At 70.1% G+C, this 25,340-nt stretch carries 24 protein-coding genes; 12 read left to right on the forward strand and 12 right to left on the reverse strand.

Features of this window, described 5'->3' with window-relative positions:
• Positions 1 to 31: 31 nt before the first annotated feature.
• On the reverse strand, positions 32 to 622 hold the full coding sequence (locus tag HPS36_RS00975) for a hypothetical protein (RefSeq protein WP_173228162.1): 591 nt from the start codon (positions 620 to 622) through the stop codon (positions 32 to 34).
• A 147-nt stretch (positions 623 to 769) separates the two neighbouring features.
• Between HPS36_RS00975 and HPS36_RS00980 the strand changes: the two genes are divergently transcribed.
• Positions 770 to 1,294 carry a halocyanin domain-containing protein gene (locus tag HPS36_RS00980; RefSeq protein WP_137715549.1) on the forward strand — a complete coding sequence of 175 codons (525 nt, stop codon included), beginning with the start codon at positions 770 to 772 and terminating at the stop codon, positions 1,292 to 1,294.
• 55 nt (positions 1,295 to 1,349) lie between these two features.
• On the opposite strand, the gene HPS36_RS00985 is transcribed toward HPS36_RS00980, so the two are convergent.
• Positions 1,350 to 1,868, reverse strand: a complete 519-nt coding sequence (locus tag HPS36_RS00985; RefSeq protein WP_173228163.1) for a hypothetical protein — start codon at positions 1,866 to 1,868, stop codon at positions 1,350 to 1,352.
• A gap of 176 nt (positions 1,869 to 2,044) precedes the next feature.
• On the opposite strand from HPS36_RS00985, the gene HPS36_RS00990 reads away from it, so the two are divergent.
• A complete protein-coding gene (locus HPS36_RS00990) occupies positions 2,045 to 2,320 on the forward strand; it encodes a cytochrome C oxidase subunit IV family protein (RefSeq protein ID WP_053772186.1) in 276 nt (91 codons plus the stop codon).
• Between the two features lie 153 nt (positions 2,321 to 2,473).
• Positions 2,474 to 3,133: a thiaminase II gene (gene tenA, locus HPS36_RS00995; RefSeq protein ID WP_173228164.1), complete on the forward strand. Its 660-nt coding sequence runs from the start codon at positions 2,474 to 2,476 to the stop codon at positions 3,131 to 3,133.
• Positions 3,134 to 3,188: 55 nt separating this feature from the next.
• Here the strand turns inward: tenA and HPS36_RS01000 are convergent, their stop codons facing one another.
• Complete coding sequence (locus HPS36_RS01000; RefSeq protein ID WP_173228165.1) at positions 3,189 to 4,676, reverse strand: aldehyde dehydrogenase family protein; 1,488 nt, start codon at positions 4,674 to 4,676, stop codon at positions 3,189 to 3,191.
• Between the two features lie 133 nt (positions 4,677 to 4,809).
• Here HPS36_RS01000 and HPS36_RS01005 point away from each other — a divergent pair, with 133 nt between their 5' ends.
• Positions 4,810 to 5,769, forward strand: a complete 960-nt coding sequence (locus HPS36_RS01005) for an ArsR/SmtB family transcription factor (RefSeq protein WP_173228166.1) — start codon at positions 4,810 to 4,812, stop codon at positions 5,767 to 5,769.
• 134 nt (positions 5,770 to 5,903) lie between these two features.
• On the opposite strand, the gene sod is transcribed toward HPS36_RS01005, so the two are convergent.
• Positions 5,904 to 6,503 carry a superoxide dismutase gene (gene sod, locus HPS36_RS01010; RefSeq protein ID WP_173228167.1) on the reverse strand — a complete coding sequence of 200 codons (600 nt, stop codon included), beginning with the start codon at positions 6,501 to 6,503 and terminating at the stop codon, positions 5,904 to 5,906.
• A gap of 366 nt (positions 6,504 to 6,869) precedes the next feature.
• Between sod and HPS36_RS01015 the strand changes: the two genes are divergently transcribed.
• A complete protein-coding gene (locus HPS36_RS01015) occupies positions 6,870 to 7,619 on the forward strand; it encodes a GNAT family N-acetyltransferase (RefSeq protein ID WP_137715543.1) in 750 nt (249 codons plus the stop codon).
• Positions 7,620 to 7,648: 29 nt separating this feature from the next.
• Here HPS36_RS01015 and HPS36_RS01020 read toward each other — a convergent pair whose 3' ends face one another.
• Together HPS36_RS01020 and HPS36_RS01025 are read right to left on the reverse strand one after the other, a co-directional pair.
• Entirely contained in the window at positions 7,649 to 8,641 is a 993-nt protein-coding gene (locus HPS36_RS01020) for an NAD-dependent epimerase/dehydratase family protein (protein ID WP_173228168.1), read from the reverse strand.
• A gap of 60 nt (positions 8,642 to 8,701) precedes the next feature.
• Entirely contained in the window at positions 8,702 to 8,845 is a 144-nt protein-coding gene (locus HPS36_RS01025) for a hypothetical protein (protein ID WP_173228169.1), read from the reverse strand.
• Between the two features lie 77 nt (positions 8,846 to 8,922).
• Here HPS36_RS01025 and HPS36_RS01030 point away from each other — a divergent pair, with 77 nt between their 5' ends.
• A complete protein-coding gene (locus tag HPS36_RS01030) occupies positions 8,923 to 9,402 on the forward strand; it encodes a zinc ribbon domain-containing protein (protein WP_173228170.1) in 480 nt (159 codons plus the stop codon).
• A 28-nt stretch (positions 9,403 to 9,430) separates the two neighbouring features.
• Here HPS36_RS01030 and HPS36_RS01035 read toward each other — a convergent pair whose 3' ends face one another.
• Both HPS36_RS01035 and coxB read right to left on the reverse strand, forming a co-directional pair.
• Positions 9,431 to 11,929: a cbb3-type cytochrome c oxidase subunit I gene (locus HPS36_RS01035; protein ID WP_173228171.1), complete on the reverse strand. Its 2,499-nt coding sequence runs from the start codon at positions 11,927 to 11,929 to the stop codon at positions 9,431 to 9,433.
• Positions 11,926 to 12,702 carry a cytochrome c oxidase subunit II gene (coxB, locus tag HPS36_RS01040; RefSeq protein ID WP_173228172.1) on the reverse strand — a complete coding sequence of 259 codons (777 nt, stop codon included), beginning with the start codon at positions 12,700 to 12,702 and terminating at the stop codon, positions 11,926 to 11,928. Before coxB ends, HPS36_RS01035 begins: the two co-directional genes overlap by 4 nt.
• A gap of 260 nt (positions 12,703 to 12,962) precedes the next feature.
• Between coxB and HPS36_RS01045 the strand changes: the two genes are divergently transcribed.
• Entirely contained in the window at positions 12,963 to 13,385 is a 423-nt protein-coding gene (locus HPS36_RS01045) for a hypothetical protein (protein WP_137715807.1), read from the forward strand.
• A 53-nt stretch (positions 13,386 to 13,438) separates the two neighbouring features.
• On the opposite strand, the gene HPS36_RS01050 is transcribed toward HPS36_RS01045, so the two are convergent.
• Entirely contained in the window at positions 13,439 to 15,931 is a 2,493-nt protein-coding gene (locus tag HPS36_RS01050; RefSeq protein ID WP_173228173.1) for an efflux RND transporter permease subunit, read from the reverse strand.
• Positions 15,932 to 16,012: 81 nt separating this feature from the next.
• Entirely contained in the window at positions 16,013 to 17,707 is a 1,695-nt protein-coding gene (locus HPS36_RS01055) for a COG1361 S-layer family protein (RefSeq protein ID WP_173228174.1), read from the reverse strand.
• A 166-nt stretch (positions 17,708 to 17,873) separates the two neighbouring features.
• Here HPS36_RS01055 and HPS36_RS01060 point away from each other — a divergent pair, with 166 nt between their 5' ends.
• Complete coding sequence (locus HPS36_RS01060; RefSeq protein WP_137715536.1) at positions 17,874 to 18,617, forward strand: TetR/AcrR family transcriptional regulator; 744 nt, start codon at positions 17,874 to 17,876, stop codon at positions 18,615 to 18,617.
• 15 nt (positions 18,618 to 18,632) lie between these two features.
• On the opposite strand, the gene HPS36_RS01065 is transcribed toward HPS36_RS01060, so the two are convergent.
• Complete coding sequence (locus tag HPS36_RS01065) at positions 18,633 to 19,334, reverse strand: HD domain-containing protein (RefSeq protein WP_173228175.1); 702 nt, start codon at positions 19,332 to 19,334, stop codon at positions 18,633 to 18,635.
• A 173-nt stretch (positions 19,335 to 19,507) separates the two neighbouring features.
• Here HPS36_RS01065 and HPS36_RS01070 point away from each other — a divergent pair, with 173 nt between their 5' ends.
• Both HPS36_RS01070 and HPS36_RS01075 read left to right on the forward strand, forming a co-directional pair.
• Positions 19,508 to 20,524 (forward strand): cation diffusion facilitator family transporter, encoded by a 1,017-nt coding sequence (locus tag HPS36_RS01070; protein ID WP_173228176.1) that lies wholly within the window; start codon positions 19,508 to 19,510, stop codon positions 20,522 to 20,524.
• 81 nt (positions 20,525 to 20,605) lie between these two features.
• Complete coding sequence (locus HPS36_RS01075) at positions 20,606 to 21,334, forward strand: YqjF family protein (protein ID WP_173228177.1); 729 nt, start codon at positions 20,606 to 20,608, stop codon at positions 21,332 to 21,334.
• A 37-nt stretch (positions 21,335 to 21,371) separates the two neighbouring features.
• On the opposite strand, the gene HPS36_RS01080 is transcribed toward HPS36_RS01075, so the two are convergent.
• The gene (locus tag HPS36_RS01080) at positions 21,372 to 22,661 is read right to left on the reverse strand and encodes a Glu/Leu/Phe/Val family dehydrogenase (RefSeq protein ID WP_137715533.1); all 1,290 of its coding nucleotides are present in this window, start codon (positions 22,659 to 22,661) and stop codon (positions 21,372 to 21,374) included.
• Between the two features lie 172 nt (positions 22,662 to 22,833).
• On the opposite strand from HPS36_RS01080, the gene HPS36_RS01085 reads away from it, so the two are divergent.
• Together HPS36_RS01085 and HPS36_RS01090 are read left to right on the forward strand one after the other, a co-directional pair.
• Positions 22,834 to 23,298, forward strand: coding sequence for a PH domain-containing protein (locus tag HPS36_RS01085; protein WP_121562074.1), 465 nt, complete (start codon positions 22,834 to 22,836; stop codon positions 23,296 to 23,298).
• A complete protein-coding gene (locus HPS36_RS01090; RefSeq protein WP_173228178.1) occupies positions 23,295 to 25,322 on the forward strand; it encodes a PH domain-containing protein in 2,028 nt (675 codons plus the stop codon). Before HPS36_RS01085 ends, HPS36_RS01090 begins: the two co-directional genes overlap by 4 nt.
• The last annotated feature ends 18 nt before the right edge of the window (positions 25,323 to 25,340 follow it).

Genomic DNA, 25,340 nt, shown 5'->3' on the forward strand with positions numbered 1-25,340 from the left:
TCCCGCGTTCTCTGTCGTCCGCCGTCCGGCCTCAGGGGAACTCGATCAGGTCGTCGTCGACGCCGCGTAAGCTCTCGGCGAGCCGCGAGCCCTCCGGGACCGCTCGCTTGAACGGCTCTGAGCCGAACGTCGCGTCGCCGTTGACCGAGACGAGGCCGAGGTCGGCCGGGTCGCCCTCCAGCCCCGTCAGGAACGCGACGGTGCGGACCGCCGGCACGTCGCCGGCGTACGCGTCCCGGTCGACGGAGCCGTACAGCGTGCGGTTCGTCGCGACGTGGTGGACGCAGGTGGGCGTCGGCGCGAAACAGAGCAGGTAGCGGGCGCCCGGTTCGGTCCGCCCGAGCTTGGGGCGCAGCGCGTGGCGCTCGTCGGCGTGGAAGTACCGCTCCATCCGCCGGTACTGTCGGAGGACCTCGTTCGCGCCGGTGGCGCGGCGGACCGCGGCATCCGCCTTGAGCTCGATCACGCGGTCGACCGGCTCAGGCGTCCGCGTCCGGACGAACAGGTCGACGACGCCCTCGCGCCCGTCGGCGTCGTACGGCTCTTCGAGGCGGATCGCCGGGTCGTCGGCCGTCGCCTCGTAGTGTTCGACGAGCCGGGTCGCCAGCGCGTCTTCGCGCATTGGTCGCCGGGAGGGTCCGAAGCGCGATAAACCCGCCCCTCCCGGGCGAGTCCGCGGCGCGCCGAACGGGACGATTTCCCCTCGGCGCGTTCCCGCGATCCGAGAGCCATCACGGGGTTTGTAAGGCTTCATCTCCTACTTCAGGTGATGTCTGACAAACTGTCCAGACGGCGGTATCTCGCCGGAACCGGCGCCGCGCTGACCATCGGAACGCTCGCCGGCTGTTCGGGCGGCGGGGACGGCGGCGACGGGTCGGACGGCGGGGACGGCGGCGACGGGTCCGGCGGCGGGAACGCGGCCGACGACGTTCCCGACGAGATCGACGAGTACCTCTCGGACGCCCGGATGTACGAGGGGACCATCATGGACTTCACCGGACAGGACGAGGTGACCGTCCAGGTCGGCGCCGGGGACGTCGGGTTCGCCTTCTCGCCGGCGGCGATCCGCATCGACTCCAGCACGACCGTCGTCTGGGAGTGGACCGGGACCGGCGGGGCGCACAACGTCGCCTCCGTGGAGGCGTCCGAGTCCGACTTCAACAGCGGTGACGCGGTCTCCGAGGAGGGGACCACGTTCGAGCAGTCGTTCGACAACACCGGGATCCAGCTGTACCAGTGTACGCCTCACCAGGCGAACGGGATGCTCGGCGCGATCGAAGTCGTCGAAGCCTGAGCCGGTCCCGACCGGCGGTCCGACGGAACGCTATTTTTCGGCGGCGGAACGGCGCTCACGAGAGGAACGACCAGCGGACGTCGACGATCCGGTCGTGCTCGCTGGTGACCGTCGGCCGCGCGAGGTGGTCGTTGGCGTTGGCGCCGACCTCGGCGAGCCGCGACAGCGCCTCTTCGAGCGTCCGATCTGAGCGCCGCACGGCGGCGTCTCGCTCGTAGGGCGCGTCGATCGGGTTCGCCCGAGAGTTCGAGATCGCGATCGCGTCAGTGAGGTCGCCGCCGATCGCGTGCGGCGGCTGGTGGAAGTGCCAGTCGCCGACCGTGAGGAACAGCCACACGTCGCCGTTGATGGCGTGGTACTCGCCGGTGACCTCGTCGGCGTCGTACGCGACCACGCGGGAGAGCACGGCGGTCTTGAGCCGGTAGAGGGCGTCCTTGCGGGCCGAGCGGACGTTGCTCTCAGTGACGTCGCCGCGCTCGTAGGCCGCGGTGGCCTCGTCGGCGAACTGCTTCGCGACCTTGTTGACGACGTACAGCGATTCGAGCAGGTCGTCCGTCGGTTCCAGCGGAGTCACGGGAGCACCGGTCGTGTCTGCGACCGACCGCAGGTCCGGCCGTCGCGCGGATAGGCGTTTCGGGATCCGGAACGCCGGCGCCATCCCTCGGGCGCCACCGCGGACTCGCTCAGCGTCGAGGTCGGGGGACCCCGGATGGTTAATTCTTTAAGCGCAGGGACGAAGAGAGGCGTAAGATGGCGCACGACTCCGTGAAACTGTATTCGGCAATATACGTCGCCCTCCTCGTCGCGGCGACGCTGAACTTCGCGCTCTTCGAGACGTCGTTCATCGAGTTCTCGTACACGACGGCGATCGCCGGGACGCTGGTGATCGCGACGGTCAAGACGCTGCTCATCGTCGCGTACTTCCAGCACCTCCGGTGGGAGAACCGCTCGCTGACCTACCTGATGGGCCTCGCGCTCGCGCTCACCATGCTGCTGATGGCGGCCGCGACGTACTCCATCTCGTAACGACCCCGCGACGGCCGCGGACCCTCCTCCCGGATCTCCTCTCGACCCTCCCGCTTTCCGTGGAGCGACGCCTCCATCCCCGTTGCCGCCGCCTGTTATTACCAAGTGGTATTAGTTAGTTATAACACGGTCCGAAACGGACCTTCGGGCGAGATGGCGTTCAGCGACCGACTCCTCGAGGCCGGATCGGACATCTGGGACGCACAGAAGGAGCACCCGTTCGTCGTCGAACTGGCGGACGGGGAACTGGACGAGGCGGCGTTCAGACACTGGGTGAGACAGGACTACCGCTACCTGCTCGACTACGCGCGCGTCTTCGCGATCGCGGGGACGAAGGCGGACGACGAGGAGACGACTCGACGGCTGACGGCCACCGCGCACGCCACGCTCGACGACGAGATGGACCTCCACCGCTCGTTCGCCGCCGACTACGGACTCTCGGCCGCGGACCTGGAGGCGGTCGAGAAGGCGCCGACCTGCGCGGCCTACACCGACTTCCTCGTCCGGACGGCCCACGAGGGGTCGATCGCGGAGATCGTCGCCGCCGTGTACCCGTGCGGACAGGGCTACCTCGACGTCGCCGACCACATGGCCGACCGCGCGACCGAGGAGCACCGCTACACCCCGTTCATCGAGAAGTACACGAGCGACGCCTTCCGCGAGACGGTCGCCTGGATGCGCGACCTCGTGGACCGGCACGCCGAGGCGTACCCCGGCGAGCGCGACGCGATGCGGGCGGCGTTCCTGCGGAGCGCCCGGCTCGAACACGCGTTCTGGGAGATGTGTTACACCGAAGAGGAGTGGCGCGTCTGACGCGGCGTGTCGACGGAGCGCGCCGGTCAGCGGCCGCGCCGACGGCGTGGTCGCCTCAGAACGGGTACTCGCGCGGCTCGTGCTGGATCGAGATCCACTTCGTCTCGGTGATCTCCGAGAGGAACGCGTCGCTGTTGTAGTGGCCGACGCCGGACGCGCCGATCCCGCTGAACGGGACGTGCGCCTCGTCGTTGATCGGCTGGTCGTTGATGTGGACGTTGCCGGTCTCCATGCGGTCGGCGATCTCCTTCGCCGTGGCGAGGTCGCCGGAGTGGACCGCGCCGGAGAGCCCGTACTCGGTGTCGTTGGCGATCGCCACCGCCTCGTCCACGTCGGAGAACGGGATCACCGGGGCGATGGGGCCGAAGTGCTCGTTCGCCGCCGCGGGCATGTCGTTCGTGACGCCCGAGAGGACGGTCGGCGCGACGACCAGCGAGTCGTCGACGCCGTCGACATCGACCGTGCGGCCGCCCGTCTCCAGCGTCGCGCCGGCCTCGACCGTCTCGTCGACGTACTCCAGCATCTCGTCGCGCTGCGACTCGTCGATGATCGGGCCGACGATCGTCTCGGGGTCGTGGACGCTCCCGGTCGGCAGCGACTCGGCGCGGTCGACGAGGCCCGCGACGTACTCGTCGTAGATGTCCTCGTGGACGACGTGGCGGTTGATCGAGATACACACCTGTCCCTGGTGGACGAAGGAGCCGAACGCGGCGGCGTCGAGCGCGCGGTCGATGTCGGCGTCCGCGGTGACGACGTGCGCGTTGTTGCCGCCGAGCTCCATCGCCGGGACGGCGAGGTTCTCGCCGGCGAGGCTCGCGACGTGCTGGCCGACCTCCGTCGAGCCGGTGAACGCGACCACGTCGCTCTCGGGGTGGCTCGCGACGCGGTCCCCGATCTCGGAGCCGCGACCGGTGACGACGTTGAGGACGCCGTCGGGGAGGTCGGTCTCCTCGAACAGCTTCGCGAACAGCAGCCCCCCGGTGATCGGCGAGTTCGTCGAGGGCTTCAGCACGACCGCGTTCCCGGCCGCGATGGCGGGCGCGACCGCCCGCATCGAGAGGTTCAGCGGGAAGTTCCACGGCGAGATCACCGTGACGACGCCCTTCGGGCCGACCTGGAGCTGGTTCTCCTTGCCGGGGATGTTGGAGGCGGCGTGCTCGCCCTTCATCCGGCGCGGGAGCGTCGCGGCCTCGCCCGCGTGGTCGCCCGCGATCTGGATCGAGGTCTCGCCCATGATCGCCGAGCCGCCGACCTCGTACTCCAGCAGCTCGATGATCTCGTCGGCGTGGGCGTCGAGCGCCTCGTGGAACTGCTCGATCACCGCCTGGCGGCGCGCGGGCGGCTGCGCGCCCCACGACGCCTGCGCCTCGGCGGCGGCCTCGTAGGCCGCGTCCACGTCCGCCTCGGTCCCCGAGGCCACCTCGGTCACCGTCTCGCGCGTCGAGGGGTCCTCGACGGCGATGGTCTCGCCGCGCTCGCCGGTCCGCCACTCGCCGTCGACGTAGATCCGGTCCCAGTCCGCGTCGATCGATAGGTCGCTCATTGCGTTTTACCAAATGGTAGAAACAGCAAAAAGGGGAGAGATAGCGGAGATGCCCGCCGGATCGGTCGGGCGGGCGTCGCCGCGTTCCGTCGGCTCCAACAGACTTTACCTTCTGGTAAACGAGGGAAGATGTATGAGTCAGTTCGACCGGTCCGGCGGCGTCGCCCCCGACGGCGAGCGCGCGGACCGCATCGAGGGGGCCGACCCCGCCGCGGCCCCGCGGACCGAGTCGCGGATCCCGCCCGCCGAGGTATTCGCGGTCCTCGGCAACGAGACGCGGGTCGAGACGCTCCACGCGCTGCTCGACCTCGGCGGGGACGAGTCGCCGGTGAGCTTCTCCGAGCTGTTCGAGCGGGTCGACGCGACGGACAGCGCGAACTTCAGCTACCACCTCGACCAGCTCACCGGTCACTTCGTCCGGCGGCGCGACGACGGCTACGAGTTCCGCGCGCCCGGGCGGAAGGTGGTGAGCGCCATCTTCACCGGCACCCTCACGGAGCGGGCGCAGTTGGGCTTCTTCCCGGCGGACGGCTCGTGTCACGCCTGCGGCGGCGACCTCCACGCCTGGTACGTCGACGACACGCTCTCCATCGGCTGCGTCGACTGCGGCGCGATCCAGGTGAGCTACCCGTTCCCGGCGGGCGCGCTCGACGGCCGGTCGACCGACGACCTGCTGGACGCGTTCCACCACTACGTCCGCCACCACTACTGTCTGGCCGCCGACGGCGTCTGCCCGGAGTGTGCCGGCACGGTCGAGACCGACCTCGTGCGGACGCCCGACGAAGCGGACCAGGCCGTCGCGGTCGAACACGCCTGCCGGCGCTGTAGCTACGACCTCCGGTCGACGGTCGGGCTCCTGCTGCTCGACGACGCCGACGTGCTCCGGTTCCACGCGGACCGCGGCGTCGACCTGAGTTCGGCGCCGTTCTGGACGTTCGACTGGTGCGTGAGCGACGCCGCGACGACGGTCGTCTCGGAGGAGCCGCTCCGCGTTCGCGTGACGGTCGCCTGCGGGGGCGACGAGATGCGCGTGGGCGTCGACGAGACCGGGACGGTCGTCGAGACCGACGGGCCCGAGTTCGACGCGGTTTAGCCGCCGGACGACCCCGCGGCTGGGCGGTTATTCGAAAGGAAGACAAGAGAGAGCGGACCGCCGCGAGTGCCCACAGCCTCGCTCCGTCGCCGGCGGCCCGGGCGCCCGGAGCGGAAACCGGCGCGTCGAGCGCGTTACTCGAACAGCTCGACGGCCTGCTCGTAGCGGTGAGAGGGCTCGTTCCAGTCGACGACCTCGAAGAAGTTGTCGACGAACTCGCCGCGGGCCGGGCCGTAGTCGTGGTAGTAGGAGTGCTCCCAGACGTCCAGCGCGAGGATCGGATGGCCGCCCCAGATCGCGCCCTGGTCGTGCTTGTCGACCACGACGTTGCGGAGCTGGTTCGAGAACGTGTCGTACACTAAGAGCGCCCAGCCGCTGGCCGCGGAGGCCGCCGCCTCGAACTCGCCCTTCCAGGCCTCGTACGAGCCGAAGTCCTCCTCGATGCGGTCGGCCAGCTCACCCTCGGGCTCGTCGCCGCCCGCCGGCGACATGTTCTGCCAGAACAGGTCGTGGAGGATGTGGCCCGAAGAGTTGTGGGTCACGTTGCGGATGGCTCCGCCGGACGACGAGAAGTCGCCGGCCTCGCGGTTCGCTTCGAGCGTCTCTTCGGCGGCGTTCCAGCTGTTGACGTACCCTTGATGGTGGGTGTCGTGGTGCCATTCGAGCACCTGCTCGGAGATGTGCGGTTCCAGCGCGTCGTACTCGTACGGCAGCGGATCGAGTTCGTAGCTCATGCGTTCACACGTACTCGCGGCACGGGTAAGAAGATTCTCTGTAGCGCATTCCAGTAAATCACCTGTTATTTCTGAACGCAGGTGAAATCCCCTAAAACAGCACTCAGATCCGATTATAAAAGAATACTATATCGGGGTTGAACGATTCGGGGTTCCGTAATCGTGATGCGTACCATCTCTGATCAAGGCGAGGTGCCGTGACCGCCTCCGCGTCGAGCGCGAGCAGGGCGGCGCGGGTGCGGTAATAACCGATCCGGCAGGGGCGACTCGTTCGGTCGCCGCGGCGCGCGCGACGGTGGCAGGGATCCGTTGCGTGCGACGGAAATCCCGACCGAGTTTTTAGTAGTCGGGGTGGTATCTACACCCATGGACCTACGCGAAGCAACCGCCGCAGACGTCGACGCGGTCCGGTCGGTCGCCCGCGAGTCGCTCGTGGCGTCGTACGGGCACGCCGTCGACGAGGCGCTGTTGGACGAGGCCGTCGAGGAGTGGTACGACGCCGGGGACCTCGGCGACGACGTGGAGGACGACGACGCGGTGTTCCCGGTCGCCGTGGTTGACGGGGTCGTCGTCGGGTTCGCGGAGAGCTACGTCGTCGGCCGCCGCGAGCGCGTCGGCGAGATAGACTGGCTCCACGTCCACCCCGACCACCGGGGCTCGGGCATCGGCTCGGCGCTGTTAGAGCGGGTCGAGTCGGCGCTCCGCTCGGCCGACGTCGACCGCATCGAGGCGCGCGTCCTCGCCGACAACGAGGCGGGCACCGAGTTCTACGAGCGCGAGGGGTACGAGCTCGCCGGCGAGCGCGAGGTGGACATCGGCGGCGAGCTGTTCGCGGAACGGGAGTTCCGGAAGCAGGTCGGGCGGCTCAGGGGCATCTCCGAGGCGACGTACCAGACCGAGGACGGGGAGACCGTCCACGTCGCGTTCGACGAGAGCGACCGCGGCTCGCAGGCGCCGTTCTACGTCGCGTACGTCGACCCGGACCACGAGCGCCGCTACGGCTACCTCTGTGGCAACTGCGAGGGGACGGACGTCGCCATCGACACGATGGACCGGATGGAGTGCCGCGACTGCGGGAACCGGCGGAAGCCCGCGCGGTGGGACGCGGCGTACTGACGGGTCGCCGACGGAACGGCGCGACCGGCTCAGAGCGTCTCCTTCACGCCGATGACGCGCTCCTCGGCCTCGCGGCCGGGGTCCCACTCGCTCCCGTCCCGGTCCGACTCGCGGTGCTCTTCGACGGTCCGCGCCATCGCCTCGTCGACCGGCGTCGACTCCCAGCCCAGGTCGGCGAGCGCGCGGGTGTCGAGCAGGTGCGGGTACTCGCGGTAGAGGGTGAACTCCTCGGGGTCGAGGCCGCCGGCCGCCAGCGCGTCCGCGCTCGCGGGGACGATATCGACCTCGGTGTCCGCCGCGTCGGCGATAGTCTCCAGCGTCTCCCGCAGCGTGAGCGCCCGTCGGTCGCCGACGTTGTACGCCGTGCCCGGCTCGCCGCGCTCGGCGACGATCCGCAGCGCGCTCGCGACGTCCTCGACGTACGCCCGGTGCCAGAGGTTCTGCCCGTCCCCGGGGACGACGACGCGGTCGTGGGTGAGCACGCGGTCGATCCAGTAGTCGAGCCGCTCGGTGTAGTCGTACGGGCCGTAGACGATGCACGGGCGGACGGCCATCGCGTTGACGCCCGCCTCGGCGGCCGCGAACACCTCGCGGTCACCCTCGGCCTTCCGGTTGCCGTACGTCTCGTGGTCGTCGTCGACCGCCTGCGCGTCGGTACACGGCTCCAGCGGCGTTTCGCCCTCGCGCTTGGGAATCTCCTCGGCGGCGTAGCTGGAGCCCGACGAGATGTAGACGTAGCCGTCGACGTCGGCGAACACGTCGGTCGCGGTCGCCACGTCTGCCGGGTGGTACGCGACGCAGTCGATCACGACGTCCGGTTCGACCGACAGCTTCGCGGCCCGGAGCGCGGTCTCGTCTTTCCGGTCGCCCTCGACGTGGGTCACCCGGTCGTCGTCCGCGAAGGGGTTCTCGTGGTTCCCGCGGTTGAATATCGCGACCTCGTAGTCGTGCGCGAGCAGCTCCGCGACGGTGTGTCGGCCGATGAACCGCGTGCCGCCGACGACGAGCGCCGTGTCTGTCATACCTGGGATCGGACGAGCGACGTGAAAAGCGTGGCCGAACCGGAATTCGAACCGTCCGGCTCAGTCGCCGTCGCCGCGGGGGCCGTCGCCGCGCCACCGGCGGTAGAGGAGGTACGCGACGCCGAGGCCGATCCCCCAGGTGCCGACGCCGAACACCGCGAACGCGGCCCCGTAGAGGAACTCGCCGAGCGGAACGCCGAACATACCGGAGTTCGGCGCGTCCGCCACATAAACGCTCCGAGAGAGGTAGGTTCTCGGGGCGGGAGGTCGTACGGGCGGCCATGTCCGAACGCACTCGTCGGCGGCCCTGGCTCGCCGCACTGCTCGCGCTCGTCGTCTCGGGACTGGGTCACGCGTACCTCCGCCGGTGGGCCCGCGGGCTCGGATGGTACCTGGCGGTCGCCGCGGCGGTGTTCGTGTTCGTCCCGGAGTCCGCGATCTCGGGCGCGCTCGCGGGCGACCCGCCGGCGGTCTCGGAGGTCGCGCCCGCCGCCGCGGTCGTGGTCGCCAGCGTGGTCGACGCGTACGTCGTGGCGGTCCGCCACAACCGGGGGTCAGAGCGGTACCGCGACCGCGGACGAGCGACGGACTCGCCGGCCGCGGTACCCGGTCCCGACGGCGCGTCCGCGGAGGTGGCGGGCGGGGAGTCGGAATCGGAGTCAGGGGAGACGATCCGCTGTCCCGAGTGCGGGAGGGAGACCGACCCGACGTTCGACTTCTGTCAGTGGTGCGCCGAACCGGTCGGTGAGGGCGACGCGTGACGGCGAAAAAACGGGGCCGCGAACCGGCTCAGAAGAGGTAGAACAGCGGGAAGACGAACACCCAGACGATGTCCACGAAGTGCCAGTAGAGGCCGAAGTACTCGATCGGCCGCTCGTCGTCGAGGTAGTGACCCTGGTACGCCCTGACGAACAGGAAGATGGCGATCACTAACCCGAGCAGCACGTGGATCCCGTGGAGCCCGGTCGTGACGTAGTAGATCGACGCCTGGATCGGGTCGCCGTGGGCGTTCGCGGAGATGGTCACGCCCTTGTCGAAGACCTCGTGGTTCCACTCCCACATCTTGATCGCCATGAAGACGAACCCGAGCAGGATGGTCGACCCCAGCGACGCCAGCAGACCCTGCCGGCTCTTCCGGCGGGCCGCGACCAGCGCGAGGATCACGGTGAACGAGGACGTGAGCAGCACGAAGGTGTTGATCAGTCCGGGTAACGGGTCGGTCAGCGGCTCCCACGTCATCCAGCCCGCGTTGTAGCGGACGAAGATGGCCGCCGAGAGGAACGCACCGAAGACGATCACGTCGGAGGCCAGGAAGAACCACATCCCCAGCTTCACCTTCTCGACGCCGTTGAACGGCCAGCGTTCGGCGAACTCGGACGGCGGGGCGTAGAAGTCTTCGAGTCCCCACTTCACGCCGGTGTAGAGGAGGCCGACCATGCCGACCACGATGGCGATCGGGTACATCGCGTTGGAGATGACGACGTTGCTCTGCATCGCCGTCTCGCCCAGCTCGACGGTGACCGCGTCCGCGAACCCGGAGAAGCCGAACAGCGTGACGCCGAGCGCGACGGAGAGCGCGAACGGCCAGATGCTGGCGTGGCTCGGGTGTTTGTCCCAGTACGGGTACTCGGAGATGTGCGCCGAGTGGCTGTCGCCGCCGTCGGTGGCCACGTCGCCGTTGTCGTCGGTCTTCATCGCGGGGCCGCCGTCCGGCACGTAGTCCTTCACGAACTCCAGCTTCCCGGAGGCGTACGAGGGACGGTTGGGCCAGTTCTCGAGCGGCGGGGGCGAGGAGACCGCCCACTCAGCCGTCCGCGAGTAGTCCCACGGGTTGTCGCCGGCCGGCTCGCCGGAGACGTAGGACTTCGCGAAGTTGTAGAACATGATGAAGAACGAGAATCCGAGCACGAACGCGCCGATCGTCCCGAACTGGTGGTAGATCTGGAACTCGGGGTTGTACTCGAACACCCGGCGGGGAGTCTCCCAGCCGAGGAACATCGAGAAGTAGACGGCGTTGAACCCGATGAAGAAGATCACGAAGTGGAGCTTGCCGAGGAACTCGTCGTACATCTTCCCCGTGATCTTCGGGAACCAGTAGTAGGCCCCGCCGAACAACGCCGTCGCCCCGCCGAACATCACGTAGTGGAAGTGCGCGACCACCCAGTAGGTGCCGCGGAACTCGTAGTCGAGCACGATGGCGCCGAGGAAGACGCCCGTGATCCCGCCGAGGATGAACAGCAGGAGCGCGCCGAACGCGAACAGGAACGGCGTCGTGAACTGGATCCGCCCCTTGATCAGCGTGTAGATCAGCGCGAAGACGACCAGGTCGAACGGCAGCGAGATGCCGATGGTGGTCGCCATCATCAGCGTCTTGATCTCCAGGTTGATCGTCGTCAGGAACATGTGGTGCATCCACACGAGGAACGACTGGACGGAGATCAGACAGATGGAGATGATCACCCACTTCCGACCGACGAGGCGGCGCCCGGAGAACGTCTGGAACAGCTCCAGCATCACGCCGAGCGCCGGGAAGAAGACGATGTACACCTCCGGGTGACCGAAGAACCAGAACAGGTGCCCCCACAGCAGGGACCCGCCTTCGGTCGCCGAGAAGTAAACGCTACCGAGGACGCGGTCGGCCGCGAGGATGAGGCCCACCGCGAGCAGCGCGGCGAATGCGAACAGCATCATCCAGACGGTCGCGAGCATCGACCAGGTGAACATCGGCATGTCCATGATCCCCATCCCCTCGGCCCGGGAGTGGTGGATGGACGTGAGGAAGTTCACCGTCGACGCCGTGGTGCCGGTGACGAACATCGCGAGCGCGAGCACCGCACCGGTCGAACCGATGCTCGGCGTGTACATCGGCACGTTGAGCGGGGCGTAAATCGTCCAGCCCGCCGACAGCGTGCCGCCCTGGAAGAAGCTGATCGCGAGCAGGAGGCCCGAGCCTAGGTACAGCCAGTACGAGAGGGCGTTGAGCCGCGGGAACGCGAGGTCGTCCGCGCCGATCTGGAGCGGCACGAAGTAGTTCGCGAACCCGAACGCGAACGGCGAGAGGAACCAGAACACCATTATCAGCCCGTGCGCGGTGACGGCCTCGTTGTACGCCAGCCCGGAGAGGATCTGGCTCGTCGGGTCCCACAGCTGGAGGCGGATGAGCAGCGCCATCACGCCGCCGAACAGCAGGAAGAACAGCGCGGTGATCGTGTACAAGATTCCGATGTCCTTGTGGTTGGTCGTCACGAACCAGCGCTTGACGGAGGTCGTCGGCGGGAGTTCGCTCATGCGCCCACCCCGCTGGCCGCGGCGAAGCCGGCGCCGGAGGCCCCGATGCTGGCGCTCTCGGAGCTGTTACCGGTGCCCGCGTACCACTCCTCCCACTCGTCTTGCGGCAGGACCGTGATCTGGCTCTTCATCTGGGAGTGACCCGGACCGCACAGCTCGAAGCACTCGACGCGGTAGGTCGCCTCCCCGCCTTGCGCCTCGACGTCCTCGGAGCTCACAGCGAACCACGTCTCGCTGTAGTCCCCGGGGATGGCGTCGGACTTTATCCGTAAGTCCGACGAGCCGAAGTTGTGCCACACGTCCCTCGACGTGATGTTGAGGTCGATCCGCTGGTCGGCCGGCACGATCAGCTCACCCCGTTCGGTGTGCCCGTTGGGGTACTCGTAGGCCCAGCCGTACTGGTACCCCTCGACCATGATCTCGATGTCTCCCTCGTCGCCGGTGTCCGGTCCCTGCTCGACGTAGAGGAGGAGCCCGTACGCGTACACGACGAGGCTGATGACCACGATCGCGCTCAACCCGAACGAGAGGAAGAGCTTCTTGGCTTTCGGACCGCCCTGTCCCGTGGGGAGCTCGCCGACGACCGGCGCGTCGAACTCCTCGTCCGACCGGTTCCCGTCGTCGCGGTACTTGTACACGTTCCACAGCGTGTACGACACGACGATGGTTCCGACGAGGGTGCCGAGCGCGAGGAAGACGAAGAAGATCTCGTCGAAGACCTCCGCCTGTGCGCGCCAGTCGCCCCCTTGTTGTAGGATAACTGGATCTATCATGTTCGTCTGTCTGCTCTTGTACCACCCTTAGCGATGGTACACTTATCTCTTGTGTAGCGGGGCGGGCCATCGGGGGTGGACCCACCCGTTTCGCCCCCCGAGTGCGACCCCGCCGGCCGGTCGATCGACGCCGCGGTCGAGGGGACCGATCGGTGCGGAGACCCCGCGTCGAAGGCGCGTCGAAGGGTATTTGTACGCGCGAACGGAGCCCCTAACAACGGAAATCCATGACATCACTCACCCTCTTGAGTACGGGGCTGATGGGCCTCCTCGTCGTCGCCACGTTCGTCGCGGTCGCCGAAATCGGGGCGAAGCGAGTCGCTCCCGGCCGCGACGAGACGGGCGGACGCTACGAGGCCGTCGTCGACACGCTCGGCGACGTGGTCCGGACGCCGGTCGTGTGGGCGGTCTCGTTCGTCGGCATCACGGTCCTCGTCGGCGGGAGCATCCTCCTCGGCGTCGGGAGCTTCGGGATCCCCGAGGGGCTCGCCGGGACGCTGGTGAACGTCGCCTTCCTGGCCGTCGGGCTGCTGCTCGTCGGCTTCGTCTTCCTCGGCGCCTACTTCGCGACGCGGAGCCGCGGACTCGGGAACGCGCACGGCGTCGCCGCGGGCACCCTGGCGACCGGCGCCGCGTTCCTCGTCCTCGTCACGGTCCAGCTGGTCGTCGGCGTGGTCGGCTGACTCGGTCTCCTTCTGTCTCTGCCGTCCGGTCGAAAGTCGCTCGGTGCGGGGCGTCAGCGCTCGGCGCCGGCGCCGCGGAGCCCGTCGTCGAGCCCGAGGCCGACGAGCGAGCCGTACCGGTCCCACACGACGACGAGCGAGGGGACGAGCAGGATCGAGCAGAGGTAGGCGTAGAACACGCCGAGCGCGAGCAGGACGCCGAAGTCGCGCAGGAGGGGGATGACCGCGAGCCACAGCACCCCGAGCCCGGAGACCGTGGTGAGCATGCTGCCGGTGAGCGCGCCGCCCGTCCCCGCGATGGTGACGTCGAGCGCCTCGTCTATCGGCAGGCCCGCCTTGTACTCGTCGACGAACCGGTGGACGAAGTGGACGGTGTAGTCGACGCCGAGCCCGATGGAGACGGAGAGGATCGGCGCGTTGATCGGCGTCAGCGGGATGTCGAACAGCCGCATCGACCCGACGAGCAGGCCGACCGTGACGAGCACCGGAACCAGGTTGAGGAGGCCGTAGACCGCCTTCCCTTCGAGGTAGGCGTACGAGAGCGCCAAGAACAGTGCCGTGAGCCCGAAGGCGGCGAACAGGCTGCGGATCGCCGACTCCGTCAGCAGGTCGATCACCGCCTCGTTGACCACGAGGGAGCCGGTCGGCACCGCGTCGAGCGGCGTGCGCTCGGCGAGCTCGCGCACGTCGGCGACCGCCTCGGAGTTGTCGACGCCGGGTCGGATCGTGTAGTCGATCCGCGCGCTGCCGCGGTCGGCGGCGACGTACCCGCGTGCTCGGCCGTCCGCGGAGGAGTCGAGGAGCGCGTCGTACACCTCGTCGACGTTGCGATCGGGCACGCCGTTGCCGAGGCGGTCGTTGCGCTCGACGAGCGCCGCGAACTCGGGGTCGCGCGACGCCCGGTCCTCGATCACGGTGACGACGCTCGTCGCCTGCGCGCGGCGCTCGTCGGTCGTCGCGAAGGTGTCCGGGGGGTTCCGCGTCGTGCGGTGGATCAGCTCCAGGGAGTCGTCGTCCCTGACCGACTGGTCGATGTACAGCGTCACCGACCCCACGAAGTCCTGCTCGAACTCCTCCTCGAAGAGGGTCAACACGTCGAGGAACGTGTACTCCGTCGGCGCGAACGGCTCCGGGAGGTCGGCGTACGTCTCAAGCCGGTCCTGGTCGGGGAAGAACGCCTCCTCGGAGAACTCCGTGTTCACGCCGGTCCCGTAGGCGCCGCCGACCGCGCCGCCGACGAGCAGGAGCGCGACGACCGCGACCGGGGCGATCCGCGAGAGGTCGACGCCGACGTGGAGGACGCGCGCGAGCCGCGAGCCGCCGGCGCCGAGGGCGCTCGTCCCGAACGTCGGGACCGGGAACCGCTCGCGCAGCCGGTCGACGAGCACCTTCGCCGCGGGGAGGAAGACGCCGAAGATGATCAGCGTGAACGTGATCCCCGCGGCCGCGACGATCCCGAAGTCGCGGTTCGGGTCGAACGGGCTCACGACGTTGGAGACGAGCCCGAACACCGTGGTGATCGTCACCAGCAGGAAGGCGATGAGCAGCTGGTCGGTGGTGGTCCGCATCGACGCCTCGATGCCGGTCCCGGTCGCCCGCTCCTCGCGGTAGCGGTTGACGATGTGGATCCCGAAGTCGATCCCGACCGCGAGCAGCAGCGGGAACACCGTCACGAGCGAGTCCGAGAACGGGATCCCGGCGTACCCCATGAAGCCGAACGTCCAGAGGAGCGACAGGAGCAGCGCGGCGATCCCGATCGCCATGTCGAACGGGTCGCGGTACGAGAAGATCAGGAACCCGACGATCAGGATGAGCGCCGCCGGGAAGACGATGATCGCGGTGTCGGTCAACAGCGCCGTGATCTCCGACTGGAGGACGCCGTCCCCGAAGAGGATGACGTTCTCGCCGGCCTCGTTGCCCGGGACCGAGTCGACGACCTCGACGCTGCGGGTCTGTAGCTCGGTCACGCGCGCCGTCGTCGCCGCGTCCGGCAGGTCGTAGGTGATCCCGACGATGGCCGTGTCGGCCGCCTGCGCGGTGGGGTTGTAGTCGACCGACACCTGGGCCGCGATCGCGCCCGTCGCGTCGGCGTCGGCGATGGCCGTCCGCAGTTCGGCGGGCGTCGCCTCGGTCACGGCGTCGCGCCGCTCGGCGGCGGTCGAAGCGCTCGGGTCCAACTGCCGCGCGACCGCGTCCGCGTGGCTCGACGTCGACGCGACCCGGAGCGTCGAGCGCGACTCCAGCCGGTGTTGCGTCTCCAAGGTCCGCACGAGCGCGTCGCGGGAGAGGACGTTGTCGTCGGAGACGATCACCTGCGCCGACGTCGCGGAGCCGCCGATCGAGGTCTCGAACTCCTCGTCGATGTCGTCGAGCGCCCGCTGGGCGGGGATGTCCTGCGTGAACTGGTCCGCGCCCGCGCTGGTCTCGATGCCGGTCAGCCCGCCGGCGAAGCCGGCCGTCACGACGAGGAACACCGCGACGACCGCCAGCGGCCGCTGCGTGACGACGCGGTCGATCTCCTCGATCAGCCGGTCGGCCGCGGTCACCGGTGCCCCGCTGTCCCGCGGTCCGTCGTCGGGCGACCCCTCGGCGGGCGACCCGGCGCGGTGGTGCGTCCGCTCATCCGATCACCGTCGTCGGTACCAGACGGCGCCGCCGACCGCGGCGACGACGAGCAGGGCGGCGACGGCGACGAGGCCGAGCGGCGGCCCGCCGTCGTCGACCGATTCGGTCACGGTCACCGGGACCTGGGTGATGTCCGAGATGCGGTCGTTGCCGCGGGCGTCCTCGTAACGGAAGTCGAGCTCGACCGGGTGGTCCTCGACGCTCGCGCTCCCCGCGGCGGCCACCTCGAACCAGATCCGCGCGGACTCGCCGGGTTCGAGCTCGTCGACGAACGCCTCGTCGTTGACGGCCGTCAGCGGGCTGTCGGCGTAGAGCCCGGCGTTGATCGACGAGAGGGTCTCCGGCCGCCGGTTCGTGATCGTGGCGTTGATCCGGCGGGTCTCGCCCGCCTGGACGGTCGCGTTCTCGACGGCCAGCTCGAACTCGGGCTGTCGCGGCGCGACCTCGACGCGCCGGGTCTGCTCGGCCGTGAGGGTCGCGTCGCCGCTCTCGTACTCAGTGGTGAACCGGAACTGTCGCGGCCCGGGGTCGGCGCTCCCGCTCACGTCCGCGTCGAAGGTGAACTCCGCCGACTCGCCGGGCGGGATCCGCGGGAGCGCGTACCGGCTCTCGCCGAGGCTCACGCGGTTGCTCCCGGAGTCGGCGATCAGGACCGCGTTCTCGACGGTGCGCGGCCCCTCGTTCGTGATCGTGCCGGTGACCGTCCCGGAGTAGCCGACTTCGAGCGTGCCGGAGACGTCGTCCAGGGAGAACGACTGCTCGCGGAGCGGGACGACCCCGGCGCGGGCGGGCGCCGCCGTCTCGTCGAGTCCGTTCGGGTCGCGGTAGTCGACGGTCGAGGAGAGCGCGTAGGCGCCGCCGGCGAACGACTGCCCGACCGAGGAGTCGAACGTCACCGTCCGGTTCTCGCCGGGCGCCCAGTCGCCGACGAACGACTGGCCGCCGCCCTGCCCGAGGGTGACGCCGGGCGCGGTCGTGCTCCCGGAGACGACCGCGTCGCGGGCGGTCTCGTCGCCGACGTTCGCCAGCGTGACGGTCACGTCGCCGCTCCCGCCGACCTGCGCGTCGGTGTCGGTCTCCAGCACCGCGAACCGCGCGCCGTCGTCGACGACGATGGTGACGTCGAAGTCGTCGATGCCGCGGCGGTCCTTGTGGTCGTTGAACTCGGGGATGATCTCGAAGGTGTAGCGGTAGCGGAGGGTCGCCTCCACCTCGTACCGCCCGTCCGGCACGTCCTCGGGCACGGTCACGTCGAGCGGCACGGCGACCGGGCTCGCGGCGGTCGAGACATCGCCGACCGGGATCTCGCCGTCCTCGACGTCGATCGGGACGCCGCCGTCGTCGACCTCGACGGTGAGCCCGCGCGCGGTCGTCACCCGGGAGTCGAGCTGGTTGCCGATCTCCATCTCGCCGGTGTTGACGATGTCGAGCGTGACGGTGGACTCTGCGCCCGCAGGCACGGTTCGCTGCGACGCGAAGACCTCCAGGACCGGCGACCCGCGGATCTGTCGCGCGGTCGGATCGCTCGTCTGCGCGACGACGCCGTCGGCCGTCGGGCCTCCGGACAGGGCGGCCGAGTCCGCTGGCGATCCGCCCGCGCTCGGCGCCGCGGCACCGGCGAGCGAGACCCCGACGAGGAGGGCGCTCACCGCGGCGACCGCGAGCGCGGCGGTGGCGAGTCGCGCCGGTCGGCTCATCGGTCCCCTCCGGCGGGACCGCGGGAGGATCTGGCCGCGCGGAGCGGCCGGTCGTACCGTGACGCGTCGGAACGAGTCATACGTCCCCGAGCGAGGCCCGCGACATAAGCGTGTTGAATGAACGTTCAATCAAGGGCTGTATATACCGGGGGCGAATACGTCGGGTATGGACGACCCGTTCGCGGAGCCGTCGAACACCCGGCAGGCCATCCTCGGCGCGGCGTTCCGCGCGCTCTGCGAACACGGGTACGCGAACGTCACGATCCAGCGGATCGGCGACGAGTTCGACAAGAGCCCGTCGCTCGTGTACCACCACTACGACGGGAAAGACGACCTGCTGCTCGACCTCCTCGGCTTCCTGCTCGACCAGTTCGAGGCGGCCGTCGCGGACGGGTCCCTCGCGGAGCCGTCGGGCGACGCCGCGGCGGGCGCGGGCGACGACGTGCCGGAGATGGCCCCGGAGGCCTTCGATCGCTCGGCCCGGGACCAGCTCGACGACTACCTCACGGCGGTCGTCGACCCCGCGTCGCTCGACGATCCGTACGCCCCCGACGAGCGGTTCGTCACGGTGATGACGGAGCTCCGCGCGCAGGCCGCGAGCGACGAGGCGTACCGCGACCACTTCGACCGCAGCGACCGCGTCTTCGGCGAGTACCTCGAACGGCTCGTCCGCGAGGCCGCGGCCGAGGCCGACGGCGACGGGTCACCGGGCCCCGCCGACGACTCGCCCGGACCCGACGCCGTCGACGCCGCCGAGGTGGCCGCGACGCTCCAGACGTTCGCGACGGGCGGGATGTTCCGCTGGGCGACGACGAACGGCGGCCCGTGGGTCGCGGGCTCGCGCGCCGGGATCGACCGCTACCTAGAGGCGATGCTGCCGCTCGTCGACGCGAGCGGCGCGGGAGAATAGCGGCCGGAGCCGCGCTCAGCGGTCCGTGACGCCCTCGGCGTCCATCCGCGAGACCTCCTCTTCGAGCCACTCGCGGAGCCACTTCACGCGCTTGATCCGCTGGTGCGCGATGCTCTCGGCGGTGTCGGAGACGACGCGGTCGGTGTGGTCGTGCGCGCGCTGGAGCACGCGGTCGACCATCTTCGCGGCGTCCATGTGCGTCCGCGACTCGTACCCCATGCGCAACAGCATGAGGACGGCGCCGTTGGCGCCGACCTTGTCGAGCACGTCCGCCTCGATCAGACACCGGCTCTCCAAGGGCACGTCGTCGAGGTCGCCCGTGTACGAGTGGTCGACGACCGCGCCGCACACCTCCTCGATGAACGACTCCGGGTAGGAGCCGCGGCTCTGGAGGTACTCGCGGGTGACGCGCGCGCCGGCCTCCGCGTGGACGTCCTGTTCGGCCTCCAGCTTCGCGACGTCGTGGAAGACGGCCGCGACCCGGACCACGTCGACGTCGGCGCCCTCGGCCTCGGCGATCTCGGTCGCGAGGTCGACGACGTTGAGGATGTGGTTGAAGCGGTACGACGCGGAGTGCCAGGGGTACCAGCGCATCCGTCCGCCGTCGTCCTCGCTCTCGACGCTGGCCGCGAGGTAGTCGCGGACGAACCCCTTCATCTCCTCGAAATCCTCGTCGCTCACCTCCGTTTCCTTAATTTCGACGCCCACCGGGACCACCTCGGGCGAAAAGATCGTGATTCATTACCGTCACCGAGGAGCGTTTCGGTCTTAGGCGTTACGACGGAGTCTCCGGCCGCTGACGCGGCGGGCGATCGGTCGGGGCGACGCCTCCGCGGCGGGCGGCGGCGCGACGCGGGACGCTTAACAGGGTCGGGGGCGCACCGGCGTCTATGCTGAGTCCCTTCGGGAACGACGACCGCGCTCGGTTCCAGCGGGCGGCGGCGGTGAACGTCGCCGGCAACGCGGTGAAGATCGCGGTCGAGGGCGCCGCGGGGCTCGCGTTCGGCAGCGTCGCGCTGGTCGCCGACGCCGCCCACTCGGTCGCCGACCTCGTCGCGAGCGCGGTCGTGTTCGTCTGGGGGGGCTCGCGGTACGAGAGCCCGGACGAGACGCACCCGCACGGCCACCAGCGGATCGAGCCGCTGACGGCGCTGTTCGTCGGCGCGACGGTCGCGATCCTGGGGCTGCTCCTGCTGCGCGAGTCGGTCAGCGGGCTGGTCGGGTCGGTCGAGGTGACGGCGAGCCCGCTCCTCGTCGGCGCGCTGCTGTTCGCGATGGCCGACATGTACCTCCTGTACCGGTACACGGAGCTGGTGAACGCCGACCTCGGCTCGACCGCGCTCGACGCGCTCGCCGTGGACTGCCTCAACGACATCTACACGACGATCGCGGCGCTCGTCGGCGTGTTCGGCGTGTTCCTGAACGTCCCGATCCTCGACCCGGTCGCCGGCGCGCTCGTCAGCCTCCTCGTCGTGTACCAGGGGGTCGAGATCGGCCGCGAGAACGTCACGTACCTCGTCGGGGCGGCGCCGCCCTCCGGCGACCGCGAGCGCGTCGTCGCCGCGCTCCGCGACCACCCGGCCGTCGAGGGCGTCCACGACCTCACCGTCTACTACGACGGGACCGACCTGGAGGTCGAGGTCCACGTGGAGGTCGACGGGGAGATGACGCTCCGCGCGGCCCACGACGTGGAGACGGACCTCGTCACGAGCCTCCGCGCGCTGGAGGACGTCGGGGACGTCCACGTCCACCTCGACCCGTCCGGCCTCGGGGAGTGGAAGGACGCGCCGGAGTGGGAGGACGCGGCGGACGGGTCGGACGCGTCGGGAGAGCCGAACCCGTCTGGAGAGCGGGACGCGTCGAGGGAGCCGGATCCGTCGGGCGGGCCGGACGCGCCGACGGAGTGAGGCGGGTCGACCGTGCGGTCGCTCGAGGTCCGAGGCCGCCGGGGGCGTGCGGGTTTTGCCCGTCCGTCCCCTAGATCGGGTATGCTGAAACGCCGCTGGCTGGAGATGACGTGGCGGGACGGACTGTTCGCGCACTGGCCCGTCGACCCGTCGACCGTCGCCGCGGCGCTGCCGGAGGGCCTGTCGGTCGCGACCCACGACGGCGACGCCTACCTCGGGGTCGTCCCGTTCGTGATGGACGACATCCGCCCGCGGGGCGTGCCGGCGGGGCTGTCGTTCCCCGAACTCAACCTCCGGACCTACGTCGAGGGACCGAACGGGCCCGGCGTCTACTTCCACAGCCTCGACGCGGACGACCGGCTCGGCGTCGCGGTCGCCCGCGGGCTGTTCCGGCTCCCCTACTACCGCGCCGAGACGGACGTTCGACACCCGGGGGCGTGGGACGGGGGCGGCGCCGAGGGCGCGGACGCGGACCGCGCCGTGCGGTTCGCGAGCCGCCGCGTCCACGACGGCGCCCCGCACGCGCGGTTCGACGCGACGTACGCCCCGGCCGGCGAGGCGTTCACGCCGGAACCGGGGTCGCTGCCGGCGTTCCTCACGGAGAACTACCGCTTCTACACCGCCGGCTCCGGCGGGCGGCTGTACGTCGGCGAGATCGAACACGAGCCGTGGACGCTGCGCCCGGCCGCGGCGGAGATCCGGGCGAACACGCTGTTCGCGGCCAACGGGTTCGACGACCCCGACGGCGAGCCGCTGCTCCACTACGCCGAGCCGATCGCGGTCACCGCGGACCGGATCCGCCGGGTCTGAGGGCCGCGGGGCGTTCGCCCCGGCCGCGCGCGACTCGCTACGGGAAGAGCCCGCGGTACTCGTGGGCCTTCGCCGTGCGCTCCAAGGCGAGCGTGTACGCCGCGGTCCGCAGGTCGGGCAGCTCCTTCTCGTCGTACTGGTCGATCGTCTTGTCGAACGCGCTCCCGATGCGGCGCTCGAGCTCGGCGTTGACGGTCTCCAGCGGCCACGAGAACTCCTGGGCGTTCTGGACCCACTCCAGGTACGAGACGATGACGCCGCCCGCGTTCGCGAGGATGTCCGGGACGACCTGGATGTCGCGCTCGGTGAGGACCTCGTCGGCGGCGACCGTCGTCGGCCCGTTCGCGGCCTCGACGACCGCTGAGGCCCGGAGGTCGTCGACGTTGTCGGCGGTGATCACGCCCTCGACGGCGGCCGGGATGAGCACGTCGACGTCGAGGGTGAGCAGCTCCGCGTTGGTGATCCGGTCGGGGTCGTCCCAGCTCGACCCGTCCGCGTTCCCCCGGTACTCGCCCGCGACGTACTCCTCGATCAGGCCGCCGGCGTCGACGTGCGCGCCGAGCGCCGCCACGTCGAGGCCGTCCGGGTCGTAGGCCGCGGCGGAGACGTCCGAGGTCGCGACCACGTTGGCGCCGGCCTCGTCGAGGAGCCGGGCCGCGTTCGACCCGACGTTGCCGAACCCCTGGATCGCGACGGAGGCGTCGGAGAGGTCGCGGTCGAGGTACTCGAAGAGCCGCTCGGTGACGAGCGAGACGCCGCGACCGGTCGCCTCCACGCGGCCCGGCGTCCCGCCGATCTCCAGCGGCTTCCCGGTGACGACCTGCGGGACGGAGTACCCCTCGTACATCGAGTAGGTGTCCATCATCCACGCCATCGTCTGGGGGTTCGTGTTCATGTCGGGCGCGGGCACGTCGATCTCGGGGCCGATCATCCGGCGGATCCCCTCGGTGTACCGCCGGGTGAGCCGTTCGAGGTCGCGGTCGGTGAGGTCCTTCGGCTCGCAGATCACGCCGCCCTTCGCGCCGCCGTAGGGGAGGTCGACGAGCGCCGTCTTCCACGTCATCCAGCCGGCGAGCGCCTCGACCTCGCGCTGGGTGACCGACGGATGGAACCGGACGCCGCCCTTGAACGGACCGCGGGCGCTGTCGAACTGACAGCGGTACCCCTCGAACACCTCGACTTCGCCGGACTCCAGCTCCACGGGGAGCGTCACCTTCAGCGTGCGCTCCGGGTGCTTGAGCCGCTCGAACACCCCGTGGTCCACGTCTGCGTACTCCTCGGCGCGGTCCATCTGGGCGAGCATGTTCTGGAACGGGTCGTCGGCCATGGCCGGCACGACTCCGTCGCCCGTGATATCGGTTTCGGCAAGTATCGCCTCCGAGAGAGATCCTCTCGCACGGCGGTCGGGCCGAGTTCCACCGTGCGGTTCCGACCGGACTTATACGTCGGGCCCCTCAATCGCCCCCCATGACACACGGACGTGCGACGGGGGACCGTCGATGACGGCACAGACGCTCCACCCCCGGGTCCAGATCGTGTGGGTCCTCCGCGCGGTGCTGCTGTCGGCGCTCGTGACCGCCCCGTTCGCCGGCGGCGCGTACCTCGAGTACCTCCCGCGATGGGCGCCGGTCGCCGTCGGCGCCGTCGTCCTGACGCTGACCGTCGCGCACGCGCTGCTCCGGTACCGACGCTGGAGCTACGAGATCCGCGAGGACGCCATCTACCTCGACCGCGGCGTGCTCACGCAGGTGCGGACGACGGTGCCGCTGGTGCGCATCCAGCACGTCGACTCCCGCCGCGGGCCGATCGAGCGGACCGTCGGGCTCGCCTCCTGCGTGGTGTACACCGCCGGGTCGCGCGGCGCCGACGTGCGGATCCCGGGGCTGACGCCGGACGGCGCGAGCGACCTCCGCGAGGAGCTGAAGCGGCTGGCGATCCGCGCCGACGGGGAGGACGCGGTGTGAAGCTGGCGCCGCAGTCGGTCCCGTACCGCGCGCTCCAGAAGGCGGCCGGAACCGCCGTCGCGCTGTTCGTGATCGTGAACAGCGGCGGGTTCGGCCTCCCCCTCGCGGTCGGCGGCGGGGCCGCCATCCTCCTCGCGATGTTCGCCTACGAGGTCGCGTACTACCGCCGGTTCGAGTACGTCCTCACCGAGGACACCCTCGACATCTCCTCCGGCGTCATCTCCCGCCGCGAGCGCGAGATCCCGTACCGGCGGATACAGAACGTCGACGTGAGCCGGAGCGTGATCCAGCGCGCCATCGGCGTCGCCGCAGTCGACCTAGAGACCGCCGGCGGCTCCAGCACCGAGGGGTCGATCCGGTTCGTCACGCCCGACGAGGCGACCCGGCTCCAGCGCGAGGTCCAGCGCCGGAAGGCCGGGGGCGCGCGGCCCGAGGAGGCCGGCGAGGGATCGTCGGCCGACGTGGACGCGGTCGAGGCCGGCCGCGAGGACGCGTTCGCGCCCGACGAGGAGGAGCTGTTCGCCATCTCGCCGAGCGAGCTGGCCTTAGTCGGGGCGCTCTCGTTCGACGGGCGCCTGATCGGACTCCTGGCGTTCCTGAGCTCCGGGTCGTTCCCGGTGCTGTCGAGCTTCCTGCCGGAGACGTCGGCCGCCGCGCTCACCGCGACGGCGTTCGTCGGCGTGGCGGCGCTGTTCATCGCGTCGTGGCTCATCGGCGCGGGCGTCGCCTTCTCGAACTACTACGGCTTCCGGCTCTCCCGCGCCGGCGACGAACTCCGGTACGAGCGCGGGCTGTTCCGGCGGTACAGCGGGTCGATCCCGACCGAGAAGGTCCAGACGCTGCGGATCACGGACAACCCCGCCAAGCGCGCGCTCGGCTACGCGAGCCTCTCCATCGAGACCGCGGGGTACGCCCCCGGGCAGAGCGCGGAGTCCGGCAACCAGTCCGCGGTGCCCATCGCCGCGACCGACCGCGTCTACCGGCTCGCACACGAGATAGAGTCGTTCGGCACCCCCGATTTCAACCGGCCGCCGAAGCGCATCCGGTGGCGGTACGTCATCCGGTACGCGCTGCTCGTCGGCGTCCTCACGGGGATCGCGTACGGCGTGAACTGGTACGTCTCGCCGTCGCTGCCGTGGTACGCGGTCGCCGCACTCCTCCTCGTCGCGCCACCCGCGGCGCACCTGAAGTGGAAGCACCGCGGCTACTGGGTCGGGGAGGACCACCTGCTCACGCGGAACGGCTTCTGGAGCCGGACCGTCGCCGTCGTCCCGTACTACCGGATCCAGAACGTGATCGACAGCCGCACCGTGTTCCAGCGCCGGTGGGGCGTCGCGACGGTCGTCGCCGACACGGCGGGGACCGGCTCGCTGACCGGCAGCGACGCCGCCGCGGTCGACTTCGAGGTGGCCGAGGCCGAGGCGCTAGAAGAGACGCTGACCGAGCGCCTCGCGACCGCCGTCGCGGAGCGGCGCGGCGCCGGGACCGACCGCTTCGAGTGGTTCGACGGGAACGTCGACGCCGACGAGAGCGGCGACGAGGACAACGGCCCCGACGCGGACGCCGCCGATCCCGACGCGGACATCGACGGGGCGCCCGCACCCGGCGACGACGACCCCGACGCGGACCTCGACGAGACGGCGCCCGATCCGACGCCGTCGGTCCCGGACGCCGACGAGACGACGGACGACGACGCGCCCGACATCCCCGAAGACGGCGTCGTCCGCCCGGACTTCTCGCCGAGCGACCGCGACTACTCGGAGCCCGCGGAGCGCATCGACACCGGCGAGTACGCGGTCGACCAGAACCCGTCGGACGCCGACGTGGCGCACGGGCCGAACGCGGACAGTGGTAGCGACGGGACCGAGGTAGACGACGACCGCGACGAGGATAGGGAAAGAGACCGCGACGGCACGGATGGCGGTCGGGCGGACGCCAACGGCGAAGGTTCTGAGGGTGATGGGGGTGATCCCGACGGCGATGGCGACGACCCCGAGGGCGACGGGACCGATTCGCGGACCTGACCGACGGGACCGATCCGC

The sequence above is a fragment of the Halorubrum salinarum genome (assembly GCF_013267195.1).
GTDB classification, from domain to species: Archaea; Halobacteriota; Halobacteria; order Halobacteriales; family Haloferacaceae; genus Halorubrum; species Halorubrum salinarum.